Genomic DNA, 22,220 nt, shown 5'->3' on the forward strand with positions numbered 1-22,220 from the left:
ACTTAATTAGGAATATAAAATATTTTCCAAACTAAACTAGATTTATATCAAACTTAGCAAGCTATTAGGGAGGCTTTTTTATGCGAAAAATGGCAGTTATTGGTCTTGGCCACGTTGGTCGTGAAGTTGGTTACACAATTGTTACTAAGGGGATTGCGGACGATTTAACCTTATTTGATAAGTCAGATAAGATCGCAAAGGCAGAACAACTAGACTTACAGGATGCCCAAGGACAATTAACAACGCACACTAATGTAGCGATTCAGGACTACGCACAATTACAAGATACTGACGTTATTATTTTTAGTGCCGGCGATATTACAGCGCTTTATGACCACGCTGGTGATCGTTTGGCCGAATTACGTGTAACTAGTAAAATTGTCGAAGAAGTTGGTCCTAAGATTAAAGCATCTGGTTTTAATGGTATTATCATTGATATTACAAACCCATGTGACGTTATCACCACATACTTACAAGATTTGACTGGTTTACCTAAAAAACAAGTCTTCGGCACTGGTACCTCGTTGGACACATTGCGAATGAAACGTGCCGTTGGTGAAAAACTCAACGTTGAATTAACGAACGTTGCCGGTTTCAACTTAGGTGAACACGGTGAAACTCAATTTACGGCCTGGTCGACAGTCACTGTTGGCGGAAAACCAATTAGTGTTCTCGCTAAAGAGCGGAACCTTGACGTCAATCAGCTTAGTGAAGATGCCCGCCTAGGTGGCTGGTACATCTTTAATGGTAAACGCTACACAAGCTATGGTATTGCCACGGCTGCGGTTACCCTAGCTGAGGCTGTCTTTAGTGACGCCCGGGTTATTCGGCCAGTATCTAACTGGAACGAAGAGCTTGGGATTTGTATTGGCCAACCAGCCATTGTTGGCCGTGAAGGCATCGTCGCTACTTATCCAATTACCTTACCGGCAGATGAACAGGCACTTTTCCAAAAATCTGCCGACACAATCAAACATAATTACAGTACTTTACCCTCAAAGAGCTAATTCATCAGCCGTTAATTCGTGAAATTGCCGGGCAAGATTTAGCTTAACTGGATAAACTGCTTTAATCTCTCCGGGCGTTACTGCGCAGCCATAGGCCAAAACAGTGACGCCCGCTTTTTGTGCGGCCAAAATTTCTTGATATAATTTCAGATCACGTTGCTTATAAACGGTCATTTCACGAATACCACTCATTTGAACAATAAAACATAAATAAGCGCCATAACCAGATGCGCGTGCCGCCATCAAAGTTCGAACGTGTTTTTCAGCGCGAATTGTTGGTGCATCAGGAAATGCCGCAAAGTCGGCGTTAGCTAATGTGACGCCTTTAATTTCAACAAAAAAGGATTCAGTTGCGGTGCTCCCAAATAAATCAAAACGTGAATCAGAGAAAACTACCTCTGGACGTAATGTTGTGATCGGTTCGGCCAACCCAGGTAACTGAATAGTCCCATCCAAGATACTTTCATAGGCAATATGGTTAGGTGCCTGACTATCAATGTTGATCCAGCGTTCACCACACAGTGCAGCAACTAAATCATACTTTGTTTTACGTTTAGGATTATTGCTTTTCACTAGCGCAACTTGAACCTGTGGCCGCAAAATTTCTTTATTTCTTCCGGTATTTTTTACGTGGACTGCCTGGACACTACCGGCAATTTCACAGTTGGCAATGAATCGGTTAGGTCGAGCAAGAAACGTCCCAATCGTGATGTTAGCGTATTTCATGTTAATTTCCTCCAAAATAATTCCTACTCAACTACACTGCTGTTAAAAATAAAGAACAAAGAATAGTAGCAATCATGACTTTTGCAACTACTCTTTGTCCTATTTTGATTTTAAATTAATTAAACAACATTACATATCATTAGCCCGAACAACAATTACCGAGCACGCCGCATTTTGCGCCATATAACTTGCTTGCGAACCGATAAATAATCGATTCTTGTCAGTCGTTTCTGACCCAACAATTAAAAGATCTGGCCGCCAATCAGGAATAATCTTATTTACAATAATATTTCCTGGCTTGCCTTCACCAATTAATGGCGTTACGTCTGTGACACCAAAATCCTTAGCCTTGGCTGCATACTGGTTAATTTTATCTAACACTTCTTGTCGGTGATCTGACAAAACGTCTGGTGATAATGAATCATAAATATTCAGATCACCAGTCTCCAAGATTGTAACAATTGCTAACGGCACACGATAAGTTTTGGCCAGCGTCACAGCGTAGTTAAACGCACGAATTGATGACGTTGAATCATCTTCATCTACTGCCACCAATAAACGATGAAAGTTCATGTTTTCTACTTCAAAATCTAACGTGTTCTTTGGGTCTTCCGTACTCATCCGTTTATCCCCACCTTTGTTGGTCATTAATAATGCTGCAACTAAGTTCATTTTTGGAAAATACCTTTACGCGTATTGCCCAGACTAATTTAGTGTAACCGTGTTTGGAAAAGCAGGAACCTGCTTTCCAAACACGCCCTAAGTTCATTATAGCTGTAACAAATTAAAAATAGCAAGTTGAAACTCCACACCACATTTGTTTAGTTATTCTTTATGGACACTAATCGAGAGAATATCACGAAATGAGCCGTCTTGATTGCCCAGCTTATTATTTATTAAATAGTTAAACATTTGCTCTTTTGCTTCACGTTTCGTTGTATTATGCATAACACACTGTTCAGTCTTTTTCCCGCTAGCCAAACGATAAACACCAACTACCAAATAATCCATTGTTTTATTAAATAACAAAACTGTGCCCCCCTTACCTGATTCAACCCACGTTATAACACCCTAACACTTATTGCGCAACACCTTTAACTCACTAACTATTTTTGGCCGGGCGCCGCAGACCAACAAACTGAGCCAACATAAATCCAACGGCAATTGCCCCAGAAATCATCATTACCTGAATGGCAAACCCAATGCCCTGCGTATAATTACCAAGGACAAGTGCCCGAACACAACGATAAGCAACGCCACCAGGGACTAGCGGCACTAAACTCGGAATATTGAAAATAATAACCGGAATTTTTTTCATTCGCGCAAAGAATAAACTAACTGATGCAATTACAAATGCACCAATTAAATTAGGTAACATATGTCCTAAATCTAATTGCACAAGTAGCCAATAAACAAACCAGCCCGCGGCACCAGTCAACCCACAAGCATTCAATGCTCGGTGTGGCACATTAGTACAAATACCAAAGGCTACCGTGGCTATGTAACTAAAAACAAGTTGTAGCAAGACTTTTCCAAATAAAGTGATCATCTCATAGCTCCCCGTAGCCATTACAGCTAATTTTTGCCTAGAATGTTTTCAATTGATCTAGCGCAAACTTACTCAGAATCCAGATGTCTTTTTAGACAGGCCTTAATCAAAAAAAGCGAAAAATCAGTGCAATGCCAACACCAATTGCACTAACACTAAAAATAGCGTCCATTCCTCGAGCAATTCCCGATAATAAATGGCCCGCTAAAACATCACGGACAGCGTTAGTTATTGGTACACCAGGAACCAACGGCATCACACCGCCAATGATAATCATGTCAATACTCCGCCCTAAATGTAGCCGGACCGCTATCAAAGCAAGTAATCCAATCGTAAATGCCGCCAAAAACTCATTAAGGTAGCTAATATTCAAGCGATCGCGCACCCAGTAGAAGACCGCATAACCAGTGGCACCAATCACGGCCGTACTAATAAAATCTTGCCAGTAACCGCCATAAATAATCATTAAAGTACAGCTAACCAGTGCCGCCGCAATGATCTGAAGCCAGACGGGAAAGAAAGGCACATCTCGGTCCAGTGAGGCCAGGCGCTGATGAAGTTGACCAAGATTAATTGTTTGAGCCGCAAATTCACGGGATAATGCATTAACGTGCTCAACCTTTTCTAAATTAATTGTTCGGCTTGTAATCTGGCGAATCTGAACCGCTCCGCTATCCCCTAGTTCCATAAAAATCCCCGTCGGCGTAGTAAAGGTGATACTCTGTTTTTCACCAGCGTTTTGGGCAATTCGGTTCATTGTATCTTCTACCCGGTACATCTCCGAACCACTTTCAATCATAATTCTTCCGGCCATTAGACACGTATCCAACAATTCACTGCTTTGCTGCTGTTCACTCATCAGGCCACCCACTTTACTCATTTTATTCACTAGTATAGCGACAAACCAATTCCGCTGCAACGCTCCAAAACTAAAAAAGCATCAGGGAGTGGGACAGAAGTTGGTTTTGGGTTCACTGCGTAACGTAGGCCCATCCAATAATGGTACTATGGTTATTGAATTATCCTTTGAAAAAGTAGCTTCCTTTGCTTTTCCAAACACTCCCGTAAGGTACGTGACCCCCCAGACCTTTGGCGTACGTTCCGGAAACAGTAAGAGGCCAGGACTTTTGTCCTGGCCTCTGGTGTTTTTTGATTTAGAGCTTATTAAGAAAATACGCTTACTTGTATCCCTCGGCTAATTTGGTGGAAACGTGTTTAAAAAGGCAGGTTCCTGCGATTGCCATATTTCAACTTGGCGTTTTTCGCCATAGTTGAATGGACAACGTATGAAACATCAAGATTATTAGCGTTTTATGCTAATAATTCTCAATTGTGGAATAGTAGTTACGATCGCCAAATAATCCACTACGTGAATCATTTGTCAATCTAGACTAATGCTCAGAACCTGGACGCCCTTTTAAACACTCTAGCTTAATAAGTCATCGCTCGGTGCTTCTGTGATGCTGCTACCGTCCAAAAACGTTGGCTGGACATCTGTTGCCGACCCTTACCGGTAAAGGGATCATTATAAATGATCGTATCATGATCGTAGCCGGTTAATAAAATAGCGTGGGCAACAAAACCGTGCATGTGGACCCAAGCAACGATTGGTTTTCCCTTTGCTAATTGACCTTTCAACTTAGTCACTGATTGGCCTGATAAGTCGGTAAAACTACCAAGCTTTTTTTCAAAAATCGGACGCCAACCTGGTGGATACATCGTATAACCAGTTCCGGTAAAAGGATCACCCCAGAAGCCAGTCTCTGGATTATCAGTGTACGGAAGCGAATTCGCCAAAGTGGCTAAATCCGTTGGGTGACCACGGTAATCAAATAACATGGCGACATCCGCAATTTCACAGCCAGTTGGCAAAGTTGGAAATTGCGAGCGTGCCTTAACTGGCATTTCAATACTAACCGGCTGCTGACCAATTAATTTCAACGCCCCATTTTCTACTGTAGTTGGAAAGCTAATCTCCTTTGTAGCGTTTTCCCGTCCTAAAAGGGATAAACACCCAATAATGCCAATCAAGAGAAGCACACAAATCAGAAATAAGCGTGAGTTGCGCTGCTTAGGCTGATGCCGATTTGTTTGTTTTCGTTTCAATCACAAAGCCTCATTCACTTAAATTTTGACTCAATAACTGCATTATACACAATCAGTAAAAAGTTACCAGCCTACTTAGCGTATCCAAGATAAATTTAAGATAAAGGGCCCCCTCAGCGTTGTTAGTCGCTGTGTTGTTAACCAAACATCACCATTGGGCTCAATTCCCAGTTGGGCCTGGTCACCACTAATGCTCTGAATTGGCATTAGCAATAGCTGCTTAGGTCGGTATGGTAGCGGAACTGTCGCTACCCGTTCTTGTTGTAAATCGTTGACCTGTGGTAAGTGCAGTTGGCCACTAAGAAAACAAATTAATCGACCACTCATGGTTTGCTCGATTTGCAAGTTCAAACGCTGATGCCCACTAAAATAGCTAGCCACTGGTAAAACTCCAGTATCACCAATTGCTGGTAAAGTTGGGTGGACACTTGAAATTGTAAAAGTTCGTTTTGGTGTGGCCGCACCGTAGCCTAAAACAGTCAGACGACCCTTCAAATTATTAACATCAATCGCATAGCCAGCCGATTCCGTTAGCGTTCCTTGTTGCCGATCAAAATTCTGATTAAATTGATTAACGTTAGGTTGGTTAGCGCTAATAAGTGCACTGCAGTTTAACACAATATATTGAATATCATCTACTGCAAACGCACCTTCATCATGCAAGTGCCCACAAATGTAGGCCGATACCTTCGACTGACCAATCTGACTAAAATCATACCGTAAGTTAAGCGCAAATAAAGCGTCCGAACTATGTCTGACCAAACGGCCGCGCTGATGTTGATTAAAATAGTGACACAATTCCTGTAAGGCCCCACCATTTTTAACAATATCTTCGTGACCAGCAGCATCAACTAAAGGCGCGTGCCCAAAGAAAACAATGTTTTTATCTAAACTCCGCTGTAAAATTGCAATAATTTCCTGCATTTGTCCACCACGAATGGCGTGCATTTTTTTAGTATCATAGCGCTTAGCACCACTACTAGTCAGTTCGTATGGAACATCACTTGTATTAATAAAAATAATTCGTACCGGGCCTTTATCAAAATAGCCAACACCAAAGCGAGCTGATACCGCATGAATCTGTGCCTGGGCGTACATTTTTTTCCAAACCAGATCCGCAAAATCATTTGGTCCAAAGGCGTCACTTACTTGTTTCTTCGACTGATGTATCGCGTACTTATCATTCTCATCATGATTACCCTTTGTCACAAAAAATGGCGTTTTCGATTGATTTAATGTACCAATAATTTGACCCAAACGCACGCGCGATACAGAAGGTTCATTAGCGCCATCAATCAAATCACCTAAATGACCAATCGCATCAAACACACCAAAATTATCTAATAACTTTAATTCTTCAACGTGCTGCAATCCATTAGTACCATAAAATTGATAATTTTTTCCAGCGCGGTCATGTGTATCCGTTATCACACCCATCGTTAGTGAATTTTTAGTTGCAACTTGGGTAATCCGACTAACAAATTTAGCCATGAATTGTGCCATAAAAACGCGCGCATTGTCCGCCACGCGAACAAACGAGTTATAGCGCTGAAAATGCCGTGACCAACTCCGATAGAGTAGATTACCACCAAGTCGATCAGCACGCTCGGCGGGAAATAATAACTGAAAAGGACTGTGCTGGTAGTTTTCGCCAACATAAAGTGTGTAGCTCTGTCCATCAGGGGTCTGATTGTGGTGATTAACCCAGTAAAAACCAACCACCGTTAAATCATCCACTGATTTTTCTGTTTTATTTGTACTTACTCCTGCTTTATTGATAGCCTTAGAATCTGTCATTCGATCGCCTCCTTCATCAAAAAATTATCGGGTAAAAATTACCTATTCCCCACCATTCTTCCATGTTTTACGGAGGTTGTAAATATGTTTGCTAAATTTACATTATTAACCAGCCAATGTCTTGAAATAATTTTTCACTAGTACCTCCTAATTAACCTAGGGAATGCTTGGAAAGGCGCCCAGGTTTCAAGCCATCAGTTACAATATTTATTCGTCAAATTAAGCTAGTGTTCAGAATTTAATCACTATATTCACTGACCTTAATTAAGGACACAAAAATAGACGTCAAGTTTCGATTATTCATCAATACTTAACGCCTATCAAATGTTCGGAAGAGCCAATAGATTAATTTGTTGCTTAGGGAAACGACTAACACATTGGTTTAAATCTAAAATATCTTTCGCCTCATTCTAAAAATTTGCTACTTATTCAATTGTACGACAACCTCACCTGAGCAAGCGTACATTTTTGTAAAATACATCTGCTATGATTCTGTCCACGTACTCGGATTAAGAATCCTGTATTACGCTATCGCTGATGTTTGTTGTCTTTTTGGAAATACCTGACACATCTTACTTGACATGCACCTCCGTTGGACATCTTTGTTACTTAAGGTAAAACAACTACGATTCTTCGTGAATCCGAAACGGTACTACCTTACTAACCAGTACTACACTGAAACAGTATCCAGAAGAACTATTTGTAAATTTGTTACTCAATCTATTGGTTTACCTCTTCCTTACAAACACAGTATAGCAGCATCGGTAAGCGTTTGCAACCGCTTCGCTTAAATTATTTTAGCTACCTTTTATTTAGGTCTGCTTAACATTCTCGCTACTCTAAAAATAGGCCCTAACAGGAGTTCGTCCTGGTAGTAAAGCTATCAACTTACCCACATTATTTTAGGGGCCAGCCACTTTTATATTTTACACTGCACTCGTAAATATTGAATCAGCTGCCCGATTACCACAAAAAAAGAGCGGCCGGGACAAAAAGTCCTAGCCACCTATTATTTCCGAACATTACGCTAGAACGTGCGCCAAAAGTCTGGATTCACGTACCTAACTACGGCCAATTCAATAGCCATAGTACGGTTATTGGATTGGTTCCATTACGCAACCGACTTTTGTCCCACTCTCTCTTTTCCGATACTACCTATCTTTAATGCTAACCTGCAGTAAAGAATTGCTTATCCGCAGATCGTATTTATACTTTAAGTCTTTTACCTGCTACTTTGCGTCTACTAATTTTTCTAAATGATCATAATTGACAACGTAACGGCCGTTCATTTCTTCCATAACTTGTGCGGTTACTTTATCGCCTTCGTGCAACTTAACCATTGCACTATTTGTGTATTTTTTAGAGATAACACCGACGCAATCTGGAATACCTTTTTCCTTGGTTACTTTAACTTGGTCGCCAATTTCAAATCCACTATTCTTTGCGTTTTCAACAACGTCACTAATACCATTTGCGTTATAGCCGCTTTGTTTCAACTAAAAAACCCCTCTCTGTTTTTACATTTTAACACTTTTAACTGATGTTCCGTTAGCATTTGCCTGTGATAGCGCTTGACTTGCCTAACAAAAGCGCTATATTCAGCTTAACTAACAGTTTTTATCAGAGGAGGATTTTCCAAATGAAAAAAGTTGTCTTAATTACTGGAGCCTCATCAGGTATTGGTGAAGCAACTGCCATCCGACTCAAAAGGGCTGGCTTCATTGTTTACGCCGCCGCTCGCCGAATGGAACGTATGCGCCACTTAGTTGGTCTTGGTATCAACATTATTAATCTCGATGTCACTGTTGCAGAATCCCGCGAGAATGTTATTAAAACAATTTTAGCAAGCGAAGGACGCCTAGATATTCTGATCAATAACGCTGGCTACGGTGCTTACGGTGCCGTTGAAGATGTCAGTTTAGCTGAGGGTAAAAATCAATTTGAAGTAAACGTCTTCGGCGCGATTGCTTTAATCAAACTCGCACTACCAATTATGCGCCACCAAGGTAGCGGGCGAATTATTAACACCTCCTCAATTGGTGGTAAAATCTATCAACCAATGGGCGCCTGGTACATGGGAACAAAACACGCATTGGAGGGAATGCTCGACTCACTACGGACAGAGGTCAGCCAATTTGGAATCGACATTGTTATTATCGAACCAGGTTGTACCAAAACTGAATGGCCAGGAATTGCTCGTAAAAAATTACTAGCGGTCTCAGGACAGACGGCTTACGCAAAAACGGCTCAAAAAGCCGGTGCCATGCTCAGCTTATTTAACCAATTCGGTTCTGACACGTCAGTTATTGCCAACGTTATGGAAAAGGCCGCCTGCGCACGTCGTCCAAAAACTCGCTATGTTGCCGGTGCCGGAAGCACAATTTCCTTAGTTGGACGTAAATATTTATCTGACCGTACTTTCGATGCACTATTAGCTGGCACACTTACGCTATGTTGGCAGCTTTACCAACATCAACAAAATAAGGCTATTACTGATGAGTAATCTACGGCAAACTAACTAAAGTATCCCTTAGACCATTCTTGCATCGTCGTTTCGTCATCAAATTGAATTAAGCATGTGGCGCAATTTCTGGCGCATCAAGATTATGTACTTGACCGCAAAGTGGTCACAAGCTAAAGGTAGTCTTAGACACGCTCTACAAAAGTTAAGCGTTTTAATTGCTTTTAAATGGCTTTAATTCTATCCTTAGTGGTGTACGTAAATATACTTAAAGGAGACTTTTACTATGAGTGAACTTAATTACAATTTTCCAAAAACTAAGGTCCAACTGAATCAATTAGTTGCAGATATCAGCCAATTAACAGTTATCATTCACCAAACCCACTGGTACATGCGCGGCACCGAATTTTTCCGGTTACACCCATTAATGGATGACTACATGGATGAATTAAACGAACAGTTAGATCAAATCGCTGAACGTTTGATTGCTCTTGGCGGCTCACCTTATGGCACAGTTCACGAATTCATTGAAAATACTGGCCTAACAGAAGAAAAGGTAACATTTGGTCAGTATACCCTTAAAGAATATATGGAACGTTTGGTCAAGGACTATGAATATCTTCGCGATCAATACCAAAAGACGATCACCATTAGTGGTGAAGAACATGATGATCCTACTCAAGACATTATGAATGGCTTTAAAGAAGCTACTGATAAGAATATCTGGATGCTAAAGGCCTACTTAGGTAAAGGTCCTTTTGACGACTAACCTCAATATTTAAATTTAAGCTAACAAATAAAGTGGCACAACAGTCTGAGCAATGCTCATTTGTTGTACCACTTTTTAAATTGTTTAACCCTATCTAGAGAGTGTTTGAAAAAGCACCCCTAAGTAGCTTTTAAAATTATTATAATCAAAAAATAATGGTCTATAACCTACGCTATTATCTTTAAATCGCAAACAAATGACCAACGGCATAAGTAACCGCCATTGTTAACAGCCCGACAACTAAATTGCGTAAAACTGCTTTACGCCGCCTCGTTTGGCCAAGTGTTGCACTGACGTAGCCGGTTAATAATAAAGCACAGCCGACGGCGAAAAAGGTAACAGCTACTTTCCATTTAGCCGGCACTAAAGTAATTGTTAGTAGCGGTAAAATTGAACCAACAAAAAATGAAAAGAACGATGAAATGGCAGCGTGCCACGGATTAAAATAATTACCTAATTCAATATTATATTTTTCGCGACAGGTTGCACTTAGGCCATCCTTGGCCATTAATTCAATCGCTACCTGCTGGGCTAATTCCGTTGAGATACCCTTAGCGGTATAAACCCGAGTTAATTCCGCTAATTCTTTCGGGTAATCGTCGCTGATAGCCTGGCGCTGTTTGGCCGCCGTTGCCCGCTGCATATCCCGTTGCTGGCCAACAGAAACAAACTCCCCACCGCCCATGGAAAAGGCGCCGGCTAACATTCCCGAAATTCCGGCAATAAATAACATAAAGGAACTTTGCTGGGCACCCGCTACTCCTAGAACGATTCCGGCAGTTGAGATAATCCCATCATTCATCCCCAAAACACCTGCTCGCAACACATTAAGCCATTCAGACAAGCGTAATGACGGCTTAGTTGGTGAACGGTGAATATGTAAATCAATCATTCTAATCGCCCCTTTTTCAACCCATCTAGCTAGAAACTAAATTAAAGCGTGCTTCAAAATTAACCGCACATTTGCTTACGTTCTAATTGAGAATTCCTCTCAATAGTAACACCAATCTGAAAACGAATACAGGGCCAATAATTCGACTTTGGTGATTCTTTTAGAAAGAAATTTATGGTACGCTACTGAAGAGGTGGCTATCATGAAAAAATTGCTTTGTGTTGCTGGTATCCTAATTCTTTTAATTGTTATTGGCCTATTTGGTGCTGGTCTATATTTTTACAATGTTGCTATTGTTCCTGGTCAAAAAAGTTTCATTAGCGAAAACACAACCCTAAAACGTTCTGATCCTCTATATTCGGAAAAGAAATGGTTTCAAGATGTTCCTAAGAAAATATGGTTTGAAACTTCGGCCACCGGAAATTTACGTTTGGATGCAGACTACATCAAGGCTGCTAAGCCAACAACCAAAACAGCAATTATTGCCCACGGTTACATGGGTAGCAAAGAACAGATGGGTCAGTACGCGGCACTTTTTCACGATCTAGGTTATAACGTGTTACTACCTGATTCTCGTGGCCAAGGTGCCAGTCAAGGTAAAGTTATCGGCTATGGTTGGCTGGACCGTTTAGACTACATTAAATGGGCCAAACAAGTTGTTCAAAAAAATGGCCAGAACTCCCAGATCGTACTTTTTGGTATCAGCATGGGTGCTAGTGGCATGACAATGGCCAGTGGCGAATCATCGTTACCTAGCCAAGTTAAGGCCTTTGTTGTTGATAGTCCCTTTACTACTGCAGACGCCGAAATTAGCCATCAGGCCACGACCTTATACCACCTACCACGCTTTCCGCTAGTTCCCATTACTAGTGCAATTACCAAAGTTCGGGCCGGTTATAGTTTTAAGGAGGCTGACGCGTTAGCACAAGTTAAAAAAAATAAAACGCCAATCATGTTCATCTCAGGCAGTGCTGATACCTTTGTTCCCCACGCAATGACTAAAACACTCTATCAGGCAACTAAGGCACCTAAAAAAATGCTGACCGTTAAAGGAGCCAAACACGTTGGCTCATTTTCCAAAGAGCCTGAGCGTTATCGAAATAGCATTCAAACTTTCTTAGCACATTACATTCATTAAAAACAAATCTGAAACTAGAGGGCGCTTATGCCGCTTGCCACGGAATGACACGTGGGCAGATTTAGTTAGGTTCCATTCCGGCGCTGGCGTATGGAACGCGTGCGACTTGGACTTGCCGGGCTTCGGCTTAGTCCAATCGACAACGGGAAACAAGTCCTGTTTAGCGAATATGTTCTAGTAATTAATACTTGCTAAAATTAGTTGTTAAGAATGAGCGACAGTGGCGCGGTGACAAGCTAATTTTCTTTCCGATTAAACCCGTTCGGAAAAGAAAATGGATCTTGTCAATCACGCAAGGTACTAAATGACCACAATTCGGTCATCAAGTACCTTCGACACGGCTGATACGCCAGCGCCGGAATGAAACCTTGGCAGTAGTTGAGCTCTAATTATTGAATCATTTAATTGTTTAATTAGTCCAATTGAGTAGAAACCACAGCTTTAATGCTGCGCAACTTATTGATGATCTTAATTAGCCAGCAACACTGACAAAGGTAGTTTTCACCTATTTGCAACACAATAACTGGTTTACTGCAATAGACACAAATAACATTTAAATGTGCTACGGCGGCCAGATCTCATTTCGGGGCGCGAGGATCAGCTGTGTCGATGATTCTTAATGGCGGTCTGGGCCATTTAGAATCATGTGGGCTTGGCGAGATCCACTTTTATTCCAGCTTTGCCTTTATCTGGTAAAAGTTAGCTCGCCAACCCGCCACGCGTTCCGTCCTCGCGCACCGGAATGGAATCTAAACTGTTCTGCCTTGTTCCAGTTAAGTTCTGGCGTTCTGAAAACTAGCTAACAGTTTTAAATATAAGGGCTACGATGTACTAGCCGCAACTAATTTTTGACACAGTTCATGCGTTAAAATACTGGAGGCTGGGCTGACTGGGTTAGTGTGAGCAGGATCGGCAACTGCTGCAACAAAAGCCTTAATAAGTGGTTCAAACCCGCGGCGTTGTAAATTAGGTGTCCAATCAGGGAACGTTGTTATTTGTTCACCTTCTGGGCTGCGTTTACTAAAAGAATTAAGGTCAACGACTCGATAACTACCCTGAATATTTTGCAGTTCGGCCGTCTCACTGTTGGCCCCGGCGTGCATGTTCATCAAAGCGTGAGCTGTCATATTTGGTAACTCCAAAGTTAAACTACAGTGATCTAGATTACCTTGCAAAGTAGAAACCTGATAGTGACAAGTTAGTGCCGCGTCCGTTTCAATTCCCGCCAAAAATAAAGTTGTATCGACAACGTGGGTCATTAAATCAAATACGGCAAACTTAACTGGTTGGTCTGCCGCAATGCGATTTTTTTGAACTAACAAAACATTTGCCGGTCCAATTTGCTGTAAGCGTTGATTCATTGGTGCAAAGCGTCGGTTAAATCCAGCCGTTAATAATAATTTTTTTGCCGCCGCTAAAGCATATAAATGCTTAACCACCGCCAAATCATCACTGACTGGCTTATCAACGTAAACGTGACTACCAGCTTGTAAAAATTGCTCAATTAATTGTGCGTGGGTTTCAGTTGGTGTATGTATAAATACTGCCGTCGGTGCCAATTCAAGTAGCTCTGTTACTGAATGAACGACCTTTTTAAAACCGTAACGCTGTTGTAAGTACTGTAATTTTTCATTATTGCGGGTACATAAAATCCACTCAACTTGATCTTGCATCCCTGCCATCACCGGCAAGTATGCTTTTTGGGCAATGTTGCCAAGACCAATAACGCCGATTTTTAACATTAGATCGCTCCCTTTTAAAATAATTTTATCGTGGAATAATATACTTTAATTTTCCGCCAGCCAAAAACGTTTAAGATTAGCTACTAATTGTGCGGCCAATTGGTCCGAAGTTAAATGATGAATTTGCGCTAAAGTTCGAATACAAGCGGCCAATCGCTGTGGGTAGGCGGCCAATGGTAATTCTTGATTTAAGGCCCAGCCCATTCCGCTTAGACCATCAGATTCAACCAGTACTTTTTCTAGTGGCACCTGGTGCATCACCTTTATAACGTTAGCATCCCTAGCGAAAGAAGGGCCAATACTGACGTAACAACCTAGGGCCAAAAAATCGTTAAGGTAGGTCAAATCATCATACCAGTGAATTAAAAAAGTGGTGAAATATGGCCGCATAATTTTCAAGGCCGCTGGCGCCATTCCTTTAACATGAACGATCACTGGTTTATGTGCTTGTTCGGCATAACTTAACTGCTTAGAAAAAACTTGTTGCTGCAAAGCTAAATCAGTTTTAGTCCAAACGTTGTCCAGACCAATTTCACCAATTATCGGTACTTGCTGCAAAATTGGCATCATTTGGTTTAGCGAAACCTTATCTACCTGCCACGGATGAACTCCTGCAGATAATCTTAGATAGCGCGATCGGCCAACCCACGTTTGATTTTGCGTGAATTCTGCCGGCGTCGCACAGTTAATTGTCGTAAAAATATGCTGACGCTTTAATTGTTGTACAAAAGCACGATCAGCTACGTGACAATGCGCGTCACTCAATTGCATTAATTCCACTCCTTTTACTCCGTAACCCCTTTTTGCACCACAACCCTTAATTTGCTAAACTTAAGACTGCAATCGATTTCTAAGGAGGACTCTATTATGCACCGTTTTATTAAGGGATTATTCACCATTGTCTTCGGCCTAGCACTAATTACAAGTAACCTAGTTCCGGCTGCCGCCGCAGGTCAAAGTGTTAAAGCAAAGATCACGCTGCAACAAAAACACAAAACCTTCAAAACTAAGCAGATTAAAACAACGACTAAAACCAACCTAATGAAAGTTTTAAAAAAGAACTTTAAAGTTAAAGAAAAGCAGGGCATGATTACAGATATTGCTGGTCATAGCCAAAATAAAAAAGCGAGCAGCTACTGGCTCTTCAAGGTAAACGGCAAAATGGCTTCAAAAGGCGCGACACAAACGTACTTAAAGAATCATGATTCGGTAACCTTTAATCTTGCGCCAACCAATTAAGTATTCAACGCGTTATATTACCTTTATTGCCGTAGTAACCGCTATCTGCGTGGTTGGTCGCTACTTATTTCAATTTTTACCCAACGTCCAACCGGTAACCGATATCATTATTTTTATCACCATTTATTTTGGTTTCACCACCGGTTTTTACGTCGCAACGCTGTCAATTCTGATTTCCAATCTATTGTTAGGCTTTGGGATTTGGACACTACCGCAAATACTGGCCTATAGTGCGGTTGTTTGCTTAAGTTATGGCCTAGCGCATTATGCTTGGTTTCAACAACACTTGCTCGGACAGGCAGCTTTCAGCTTATTTGCCGGTTACTTCTACGGTTTTGTCGTTAGCGCCGGCCAAATTCCATTTATTGGTGGCCCGCGGGCCTTCATTCCTTACTACCTTGCGGGGCTTTACTTTGACAGTCTTCACGCAATAGGTAATTTTGTAATCTATCTCGCTCTGATACCGGCACTTCACCGGATTATTAAACAATTTAATTTAGATTTTAGTTAGTGTGTGTTTGAAAGGTGCTCAGAAACCCGATTATTTGCTACAATCTACCCCTTTACAAACAAGTACCCTCATAAAACTAAAAACGTTAGGATTAGGGACTTAATAATCCCAAAACTTAATGCACTTTATTTTAAATACGATCAGACCTAATAATCAATCCATTAAATTCCCACTAAGTGCATTAGTTTAGGGGTAATTAAAGCTTCAATAAAACCCGCAATAATTAGACCCGGTAGCACGATAAATAGATACTGCCGGAACAAAGCGTATAAAAATGGCCTTAACGGTAATTGGCCAACCCAATCATCTTTTTGATTGCGCATATTATGTGTTCGACTACGAATATAGTAATTAAGTTCTCCAGCAATCCCTAAGGTAATCGCAAAACAAGACAGCTCAATAATTCCGTGGGGAAGGAGCCCAGTAGCGATTAACAGCCAAATATTCTGGTGAGCAATTGCCCCGACATAGATGACCATCCCAATACTGGCGGCCGTTGCTACAGCGTTATACCAATAAAGCAACGGGACTGGAATCAGTCCCAGCGCCAGAACAATCAGAACGGCCAATTCATTATGCCAGGCAATTTGGCCCCATAGTTTGATTCCACTAACTGGCTTAATACCACTTAGGGCCCGCCGCAAAGGAAGCATAACCTGACGAGCGGAAGGGTGCCAGAGCTGTAACGCAAAAAAGGCCAAGGCAGCAACGCAAAGAATCAGCAACCAAGCTGCTATGAAAGTTCGGCGCATTCGCTTGGAACGCCACTGCTTAAATTGTTGAATTTGGATGGTATTCACAAGTTTCACTCCTTTTGCCCTTTAGTATACACTATGATTTAAAGGGCACGTGAATTCTAAATTACACAAAGATAGGACAAAAGATAGGATTACTAGCAATTAGGTCTAATCGAATTAATTACTAGTATTTATCTTTTGTCCTATTTTTTCCGTTAATTATTTTTCTTGTGCTTCTTTGTTATTAAGCCTAGTCTTAACGACTAAAACATCAGTGATCGCATTACGATTAACGTATGATGCTACTGAGCCAACCAGAACTCGTTCAACTGCATTTAAACCAGTGGCACCAATCATGATTAAATCATTTTTGTGCTCTTGAGGAAAGTCACGGGAAATAATAGTCTTAGGATTACCAAAACGAATGTGGATTGTAACGTCGTTAAAATCAGATTTTTCCTTTATATCATTTGCCAAACGATCTAAGTATTTCTTAACATCCTCGGACATTTTATAGATAACGTCACCGTCAATAAAACTAGAGTAACTGACTTCAAACTGCTGCGTTGCAAGCACATCCAGAATGTCTAAGTGTGCGTTATTCCGCTTGGCAACAGCAACCGCCTTTTGCAAAGCTAGTTCTGCTTCCTTTGAACCATCAACCGGAACTAAAATATTATGGTATTCTTGTAACATTTTAATACCCCCTCACTTACCTCTATTATAAGTTGTTCGTCAATAAATTTCATTCAAAACACAAGAAGTCGTCTAATTTTTATTTTTTTACGGTCTCGTGACCGGGATACGGAGCCACAACTAGACTGCCGCCACGGTAAACTGCATAATAAACATCCGCCAGTTCGTAACCTTGTTGTGCTAAAATTGCCGCCACCCAGTCTTCATCCTTGTCAATTAACTCTAAAATATCCTGATCAATAACCGTATCTAAAATAACGGGGTACTTTACAGAATCGGCACCAACTAACGTAACCGTTAACTGACCATTTTGCTCTAAAACAGCGCGCTTCACCAAGCTAACATCGGTTACACCGGCTGTTCGTAACTTAAGTGATAAATCCCCTGCTGATAAACCAAAGCGCGTGGCAACTGCGACCAGGATTCGGCCATCGCGAACAATTGTATGGGGTTCTCCATTTACTAAGCGGCGTAAATAACGATTATGATTACTACCAAATTTAATTACCATCACAATTAAAGTCCAAATAACCAAGATCAGGAAAAATTCTAAGGCAGTAATATCTGAGTTATAAATCATACCCCCGATAATTCCACCTAAAACATAATTTTGAATTTGATCAACTGCGTTTGCTGGCGCTAAGTTTCCTTTTCCTAACAAATTAATTTGAATAATAACCGTAACTAAACCAATAAATAACTTTAAACCAATATCTGAGTAAGAAAAGATTTTAATCACCCGCCGTTTCAGGGGTTATCAACTGAGTTTTAATTAATTGATAACTTCCAAATGAACTATCAAAGTTGACCTGGTAGTACGTTTTCTTAACTCTAATAATCATTTGATCCGTTAGGGTTGTTGTATTGGCAGAAATGTATTTCAACGGTACCTGTTTTGTTTTACTAACTGAACGTAAAAAAGCAACGATTTGCGCATTTTGCGAAAGACTATTCTGAAATTGTTTATAATTATTAATTTGAATTCCGATCATCAAAACTGCGCTTAAAACAACAATAATCAGTAGATCGCGGTACTTACTATCATTTCTGTGGCGCAGAAACATAAACAAGAGTAGAATAACCAGAATACCCAATAGAACCAGAAAACCATAGCGCCAAACAAGTGCGCGATTAGTCTGTTGCAGTAACTGCCGATAAGTATAGAAATTCACCTAATCACACCCTTTAACTTTGTAATTTGTAACTATTCTTTATAAACGCTATCGTATTTGACGATAAATTTCAATCACCAACACTCAGTTTACTAGACAGAAGCCGCTAAGCATGCTATAACGCTGGTAGCAACCTTAAACTTCGAAAGGAAGTCTCTTGATGTCAATATATGATTATACAGTTACCGAGATGAATGGCCAGCAAGTTTCCATGGCTAAATACCGCGGAAAAATTGTTGTCATTGTTAATACTGCAAGCAAATGTGGTCTAGCACCACAACTAAAAAGTCTCGAAAAAATCTACGAGGATTATCATGATGACCCCGTCACCGTTCTCGGCTTTCCTTCTAACCAATTTCTTCAGGAACTGAAAGATAACGCGGAAATTGATGATTACTGTGCTTTGAATTATGGTGTTACTTTTACAATGCACAAGAAAATTCACGTTAACGGTAAAAATACTGAACCGTTATTTCAATATCTAAAAGACGAAACAGATCACAAACGAATTAAGTGGAATTTTACTAAATTTTTGATCGATGGTTCTGGTAACGTAGTTAAACGCTATGAACCAACGACTAAACCCGATAAAATTCGACCAGATATTAAACGATTACTGGCCGATGAACACGTGAATAGCTAGCAACCTATCTTAAGAGGCACAAAGAGGCCAGGACTTTTGTCCTGGCCTCTTACTGTTTCCGAACATTACTTTAGAACGTGTGCCTCTTCATTTGTTCTTATTTTCTTAACCGCAACCATACTTCCTTGATTCCCGATATTATAAACGTCGGTAATGATGGTAATAGAATAACGGCTAGGTACAGCGGCGCCGTAAGTGGCACTGTTCCCATCAATTCATTGAAGAAGGGTAATAAAGTGGCCAATAATGAGCTAAGTGCCGCAAAACTGACTGCCGTCAATAAGCGCCAGTTAGTAAACGGATTACGCCGGAATAACGTCGTGGAGCTTCGAGCATCGAAAACGTGCCAAAGTTGGCCAAAAACTAACGTTAAAAAGGCAACCGTTTGCGCCTCTTCGGCGGCCATCCCGGATGAAGCTGCCCAGATGAAGGCAATAAAGACCGTGAAACCCATGACACTACCACGAACAATAATTCGGCGCAACATGCCATCCGCTAAAATTGACTTCTTGGTATCCCGTGGTTTGGCCTCCATCAAATCGGCTTCTGGCTCGTCATAGCCTAACGCAAGTGCGGGCAAAGAATCACTAATCATATTAACCCACATCACCATTAAAGTAGTTAAGGTTGGTGTTGTTGCAGAGACATTCCCGATTGATCGGTGAATAAGTAAAATACCTAATAACAAGGCCAAAACTTCAGCCACATTCGTAATTAGTTCTTGCCGAATGAAGTTACGGATATTACTAAAGATGGTCCGCCCGGCCTCAACCGATCGTTCAATGGTTGTAAATTTATCATCTAATAAAACTAGGTCGGCGGAATCTTTAGTTACTTCGGTTCCGTTAATCCCCATTGCAATTCCAATATTCGCCGCGCGTAATGCAGGTGCATCATTGACCCCATCACCCGTCATCCCAACGACTTCCCCGTGTCGTTGCAGTTGCCGAATAATCCGCTGTTTATGCTCCGGTGTCACCCGGGCGTATACTCGACAATCTGGTACAATTTTGTACAGATCATCATCACTCATTTGCTCCATATCTTTGCCCTCAATCACTTGCGCGGCCTGATCGGTAATAATGCCTAAGCGGAGCGCAATCGCCCGGGCCGTTGCGGCGTGATCACCAGTAATCATGACAACACTGACTGAAGCCGCGTGTAATTCTTTGATTGATTGGCGAACTTCTTCCCGGGGTGGATCAATGATACCGGCAATCCCAATTAGATTAAGCTTTTGCTCTAACTCATCCATCGTCGCATTCTCGGCCTCATCTAGACTAATATCCCGCTCCGCAATTGCCAACGTCCGTAGTGCATCATTGGCAAAGTCTAAAATTTGCTGCTCAACGGTCGCTTTAGCATCCTTTAACGCGACACGTTGATTATCTTCTTGAATAGTTTCCGTTCGTTGTAAAATAACGTCTGGGGCCCCTTTAGTTAGCACTTTGTATTGCCCATCTTGTTTGACCACAACACTCATCATCTTACGCGTACTATCAAACGGCAGGACCCGCAGCAAATCAATGTGGTGGCCTTTTTTATTTTCCAACAACTGGCTACGTTTAAAACCAGCCTTTTCACCAAGAACAACCAGCGCAACGTCAGTTGGATTTCCTAACGGTGTCATCCGACCGTCTTCATTTTCTTCAATGCTGGCCTCATTATTTAACACAGCCGCCAACATAAAATCATGGTAACTAACTTCGTCGGCTTCCTCATCGGCAGTTGTAATTTCACCCACGGGCTCGTAGCCATTGCCTTCAACTGTGAAATTCTGACCGTTGGCATAAAAACGAACTACAGCCATTTGATTTCGGGTTAGCGTTCCCGTTTTATCCGAAGCAATAAACGTAGTGGCCCCCAACGTTTCAACACTGCTTAGTGATTTGATTAAGCCATTATTCTTGGCCAATAAACGAGCCCCAATGGTTAAAACAATCGATAGAACTACTGGTAAGGCATCAGGAATTGACGCAACGGCTAAAATAATGGTCGTTGAGATTACCGAGGCAACCGTTTCAATCGTCAACTGACCAGTTAGTACAAATTCCTTTGCCAGCATAAAGACTAACGTAAAGGTTGCTAAACAAGCAGATATGACTAACAAACGTTTGGTCAATCGGTTAATGGTTTGTTGTAAGGGAGTTTTTTGATCAGTTACCTGGGTCAACATTTCGGCAATTTTACCTAACTCGGTATTTTGCCCCGTTGCAACAACAATTCCAATCCCATTACCGTTGACTACAGTTGAACCTGCATAACCCATATTGCTGCGTTCGGCCAAGGCACTATCGGCCGCCAATTCATCGGTTTGCTTACTAATTGCATCGGCTTCCCCAGTCAAATGGGTTTCACTAACCTGCAATTCGGCCACTTTCAACCAGCGAACATCCGCATCAATGAAGTCACCCATTTTAACACTTAAAATATCTCCAGGAACAAGTTTTTTACCAGGAACTTTCTGCCAATCATTGTCCCGTAAAGTCATTGTTTGGTGCTCCGCTAATTGTTGCAGTGCGGCCAATGATTTTTTGGCACTATTTTCCTGCCAAAAGGCCAAAGCGGCATTCCCTAAAATTAAGATACCAATCGCAATTGCCTCGTAAAGTGACGTTCTACTATGGGCCATATTGTCGGTAATAAAAAAATCATAACTGGCGCTAAATAAAGAAAGAACTACGGCACCCATCAATACAATCACTAATGGATCTTTAAAGGTTTGGAGAAAAATCCGCCAAGCTGGCCGTTCCTTTTTTTGTTGAACTTCATTAACACCATACTCTTCTAATCGCTTGGCTGCCTCTTCAGAAGTCAGGCCCTTAGATCGATTACTTTCAAGCGTGCTAATAATGGTTTTTTTATCCTGATCATAATACATATAAGTTTCGCCTCCTTAGTTCTTGAAAGATTATTCTTTGCAAATTTTTATTGGTAGGTCAATATAGTTAAACAACGTTAACACCTGGGAAATCTTTAGAAAGGCATTTAAACAAAATTGGTCAGAAAAACACCAATCAAGGTGTTCTCCCACT

At 41.2% G+C, this 22,220-nt stretch carries 23 protein-coding genes; 7 read left to right on the forward strand and 16 right to left on the reverse strand.

What is annotated here, in order from left to right; translation table 11 throughout:
- Positions 1-80 precede the first annotated feature (80 nt).
- A complete protein-coding gene (locus EKM61_RS04175) occupies positions 81-1,007 on the forward strand; it encodes an L-lactate dehydrogenase (protein ID WP_068226138.1) in 927 nt (308 codons plus the stop codon).
- On the opposite strand, the gene sfsA is transcribed toward EKM61_RS04175, so the two are convergent.
- The 8 genes from sfsA to EKM61_RS04215 form a co-directional block, all read right to left on the reverse strand.
- On the reverse strand, positions 996-1,733 hold the full coding sequence (gene sfsA, locus EKM61_RS04180; protein WP_068226137.1) for a DNA/RNA nuclease SfsA: 738 nt from the start codon (positions 1,731-1,733) through the stop codon (positions 996-998). The two genes, EKM61_RS04175 and sfsA, sit on opposite strands and share 12 nt — an antisense overlap.
- Before the next feature lie 129 nt (positions 1,734-1,862).
- Positions 1,863-2,354 carry a universal stress protein gene (locus EKM61_RS04185; RefSeq protein WP_068226297.1) on the reverse strand — a complete coding sequence of 164 codons (492 nt, stop codon included), beginning with the start codon at positions 2,352-2,354 and terminating at the stop codon, positions 1,863-1,865.
- A gap of 204 nt (positions 2,355-2,558) precedes the next feature.
- Positions 2,559-2,762 (reverse strand): hypothetical protein, encoded by a 204-nt coding sequence (locus EKM61_RS04190; protein WP_068226136.1) that lies wholly within the window; start codon positions 2,760-2,762, stop codon positions 2,559-2,561.
- A gap of 73 nt (positions 2,763-2,835) precedes the next feature.
- Positions 2,836-3,282: a threonine/serine exporter family protein gene (locus tag EKM61_RS04195; protein ID WP_068226135.1), complete on the reverse strand. Its 447-nt coding sequence runs from the start codon at positions 3,280-3,282 to the stop codon at positions 2,836-2,838.
- Between the two features lie 106 nt (positions 3,283-3,388).
- Positions 3,389-4,141: a threonine/serine exporter family protein gene (locus EKM61_RS04200; protein ID WP_068226134.1), complete on the reverse strand. Its 753-nt coding sequence runs from the start codon at positions 4,139-4,141 to the stop codon at positions 3,389-3,391.
- Between the two features lie 572 nt (positions 4,142-4,713).
- Positions 4,714-5,388, reverse strand: coding sequence for a C39 family peptidase (locus EKM61_RS04205; RefSeq protein WP_225359739.1), 675 nt, complete (start codon positions 5,386-5,388; stop codon positions 4,714-4,716).
- Between the two features lie 75 nt (positions 5,389-5,463).
- Positions 5,464-7,185 (reverse strand): metallophosphoesterase family protein, encoded by a 1,722-nt coding sequence (locus tag EKM61_RS04210; protein WP_068226133.1) that lies wholly within the window; start codon positions 7,183-7,185, stop codon positions 5,464-5,466.
- Between the two features lie 1,229 nt (positions 7,186-8,414).
- Positions 8,415-8,681: a hypothetical protein gene (locus tag EKM61_RS04215; protein WP_225359740.1), complete on the reverse strand. Its 267-nt coding sequence runs from the start codon at positions 8,679-8,681 to the stop codon at positions 8,415-8,417.
- 143 nt (positions 8,682-8,824) lie between these two features.
- Between EKM61_RS04215 and EKM61_RS04220 the strand changes: the two genes are divergently transcribed.
- Positions 8,825-9,688: an oxidoreductase gene (locus EKM61_RS04220; protein ID WP_068226132.1), complete on the forward strand. Its 864-nt coding sequence runs from the start codon at positions 8,825-8,827 to the stop codon at positions 9,686-9,688.
- Between the two features lie 244 nt (positions 9,689-9,932).
- Positions 9,933-10,415: a Dps family protein gene (locus EKM61_RS04225; protein ID WP_068226131.1), complete on the forward strand. Its 483-nt coding sequence runs from the start codon at positions 9,933-9,935 to the stop codon at positions 10,413-10,415.
- A 181-nt stretch (positions 10,416-10,596) separates the two neighbouring features.
- On the opposite strand, the gene EKM61_RS04230 is transcribed toward EKM61_RS04225, so the two are convergent.
- Entirely contained in the window at positions 10,597-11,307 is a 711-nt protein-coding gene (locus tag EKM61_RS04230) for a VIT1/CCC1 transporter family protein (RefSeq protein ID WP_068226130.1), read from the reverse strand.
- Between the two features lie 202 nt (positions 11,308-11,509).
- Here EKM61_RS04230 and EKM61_RS04235 point away from each other — a divergent pair, with 202 nt between their 5' ends.
- Positions 11,510-12,445 (forward strand): alpha/beta hydrolase, encoded by a 936-nt coding sequence (locus EKM61_RS04235; protein WP_068226129.1) that lies wholly within the window; start codon positions 11,510-11,512, stop codon positions 12,443-12,445.
- An 821-nt stretch (positions 12,446-13,266) separates the two neighbouring features.
- On the opposite strand, the gene EKM61_RS04240 is transcribed toward EKM61_RS04235, so the two are convergent.
- Both EKM61_RS04240 and EKM61_RS04245 read right to left on the reverse strand, forming a co-directional pair.
- Entirely contained in the window at positions 13,267-14,187 is a 921-nt protein-coding gene (locus EKM61_RS04240; protein ID WP_068226128.1) for a Gfo/Idh/MocA family protein, read from the reverse strand.
- A gap of 45 nt (positions 14,188-14,232) precedes the next feature.
- On the reverse strand, positions 14,233-14,958 hold the full coding sequence (locus EKM61_RS04245) for a TatD family hydrolase (RefSeq protein ID WP_068226127.1): 726 nt from the start codon (positions 14,956-14,958) through the stop codon (positions 14,233-14,235).
- A gap of 96 nt (positions 14,959-15,054) precedes the next feature.
- Between EKM61_RS04245 and EKM61_RS04250 the strand changes: the two genes are divergently transcribed.
- Positions 15,055-15,426: a DUF4430 domain-containing protein gene (locus EKM61_RS04250; protein ID WP_068226126.1), complete on the forward strand. Its 372-nt coding sequence runs from the start codon at positions 15,055-15,057 to the stop codon at positions 15,424-15,426.
- The gene (locus tag EKM61_RS04255) at positions 15,410-15,937 is read left to right on the forward strand and encodes a hypothetical protein (RefSeq protein ID WP_225359741.1); all 528 of its coding nucleotides are present in this window, start codon (positions 15,410-15,412) and stop codon (positions 15,935-15,937) included. Before EKM61_RS04250 ends, EKM61_RS04255 begins: the two co-directional genes overlap by 17 nt.
- A gap of 161 nt (positions 15,938-16,098) precedes the next feature.
- Here EKM61_RS04255 and EKM61_RS04260 read toward each other — a convergent pair whose 3' ends face one another.
- From EKM61_RS04260 to EKM61_RS04275, 4 genes are all read right to left on the reverse strand, one after another.
- Complete coding sequence (locus tag EKM61_RS04260) at positions 16,099-16,737, reverse strand: stage II sporulation protein M (protein ID WP_225359742.1); 639 nt, start codon at positions 16,735-16,737, stop codon at positions 16,099-16,101.
- 156 nt (positions 16,738-16,893) lie between these two features.
- Positions 16,894-17,370 carry a universal stress protein gene (locus EKM61_RS04265; RefSeq protein ID WP_068226124.1) on the reverse strand — a complete coding sequence of 159 codons (477 nt, stop codon included), beginning with the start codon at positions 17,368-17,370 and terminating at the stop codon, positions 16,894-16,896.
- A 79-nt stretch (positions 17,371-17,449) separates the two neighbouring features.
- Positions 17,450-18,100, reverse strand: coding sequence for a DUF421 domain-containing protein (locus EKM61_RS04270; protein ID WP_100071605.1), 651 nt, complete (start codon positions 18,098-18,100; stop codon positions 17,450-17,452).
- Position 18,101: 1 nt separating this feature from the next.
- On the reverse strand, positions 18,102-18,542 hold the full coding sequence (locus tag EKM61_RS04275) for a DUF3290 domain-containing protein (RefSeq protein WP_068226123.1): 441 nt from the start codon (positions 18,540-18,542) through the stop codon (positions 18,102-18,104).
- A gap of 160 nt (positions 18,543-18,702) precedes the next feature.
- Here EKM61_RS04275 and EKM61_RS04280 point away from each other — a divergent pair, with 160 nt between their 5' ends.
- Positions 18,703-19,185: a glutathione peroxidase gene (locus EKM61_RS04280; protein WP_068226122.1), complete on the forward strand. Its 483-nt coding sequence runs from the start codon at positions 18,703-18,705 to the stop codon at positions 19,183-19,185.
- 97 nt (positions 19,186-19,282) lie between these two features.
- On the opposite strand, the gene EKM61_RS04285 is transcribed toward EKM61_RS04280, so the two are convergent.
- On the reverse strand, positions 19,283-22,066 hold the full coding sequence (locus EKM61_RS04285) for a cation-translocating P-type ATPase (protein WP_068226121.1): 2,784 nt from the start codon (positions 22,064-22,066) through the stop codon (positions 19,283-19,285).
- Positions 22,067-22,220 lie beyond the last annotated feature (154 nt).

The sequence above is a fragment of the Loigolactobacillus backii genome (assembly GCF_003946275.1).
Lineage (GTDB): Bacteria > Bacillota > Bacilli > Lactobacillales > Lactobacillaceae > Loigolactobacillus > Loigolactobacillus backii.

Excerpts from the sequence above, each read along its gene's own strand:
- EKM61_RS04175 (WP_068226138.1), top strand. The coding sequence starts at position 81 with ATGCGAAAAATGGCAGTTATTGGTCTTGGCCACGTTGGTCGTGAAGTT.
- sfsA (WP_068226137.1), bottom strand. The coding sequence starts at position 1,733 with ATGAAATACGCTAACATCACGATTGGGACGTTTCTTGCTCGACCTAAC.
- EKM61_RS04185 (WP_068226297.1), bottom strand. The coding sequence starts at position 2,354 with ATGAGTACGGAAGACCCAAAGAACACGTTAGATTTTGAAGTAGAAAAC.
- EKM61_RS04195 (WP_068226135.1), bottom strand. The coding sequence starts at position 3,282 with ATGATCACTTTATTTGGAAAAGTCTTGCTACAACTTGTTTTTAGTTAC.
- EKM61_RS04200 (WP_068226134.1), bottom strand. The coding sequence starts at position 4,141 with ATGAGTGAACAGCAGCAAAGCAGTGAATTGTTGGATACGTGTCTAATG.
- EKM61_RS04210 (WP_068226133.1), bottom strand. The coding sequence starts at position 7,185 with ATGACAGATTCTAAGGCTATCAATAAAGCAGGAGTAAGTACAAATAAA.
- EKM61_RS04220 (WP_068226132.1), top strand. The coding sequence starts at position 8,825 with ATGAAAAAAGTTGTCTTAATTACTGGAGCCTCATCAGGTATTGGTGAA.
- EKM61_RS04225 (WP_068226131.1), top strand. The coding sequence starts at position 9,933 with ATGAGTGAACTTAATTACAATTTTCCAAAAACTAAGGTCCAACTGAAT.
- EKM61_RS04230 (WP_068226130.1), bottom strand. The coding sequence starts at position 11,307 with ATGATTGATTTACATATTCACCGTTCACCAACTAAGCCGTCATTACGC.
- EKM61_RS04235 (WP_068226129.1), top strand. The coding sequence starts at position 11,510 with ATGAAAAAATTGCTTTGTGTTGCTGGTATCCTAATTCTTTTAATTGTT.
- EKM61_RS04240 (WP_068226128.1), bottom strand. The coding sequence starts at position 14,187 with ATGTTAAAAATCGGCGTTATTGGTCTTGGCAACATTGCCCAAAAAGCA.
- EKM61_RS04245 (WP_068226127.1), bottom strand. The coding sequence starts at position 14,958 with ATGCAATTGAGTGACGCGCATTGTCACGTAGCTGATCGTGCTTTTGTA.
- EKM61_RS04250 (WP_068226126.1), top strand. The coding sequence starts at position 15,055 with ATGCACCGTTTTATTAAGGGATTATTCACCATTGTCTTCGGCCTAGCA.
- EKM61_RS04265 (WP_068226124.1), bottom strand. The coding sequence starts at position 17,370 with ATGTTACAAGAATACCATAATATTTTAGTTCCGGTTGATGGTTCAAAG.
- EKM61_RS04280 (WP_068226122.1), top strand. The coding sequence starts at position 18,703 with ATGTCAATATATGATTATACAGTTACCGAGATGAATGGCCAGCAAGTT.
- EKM61_RS04285 (WP_068226121.1), bottom strand. The coding sequence starts at position 22,066 with ATGTATTATGATCAGGATAAAAAAACCATTATTAGCACGCTTGAAAGT.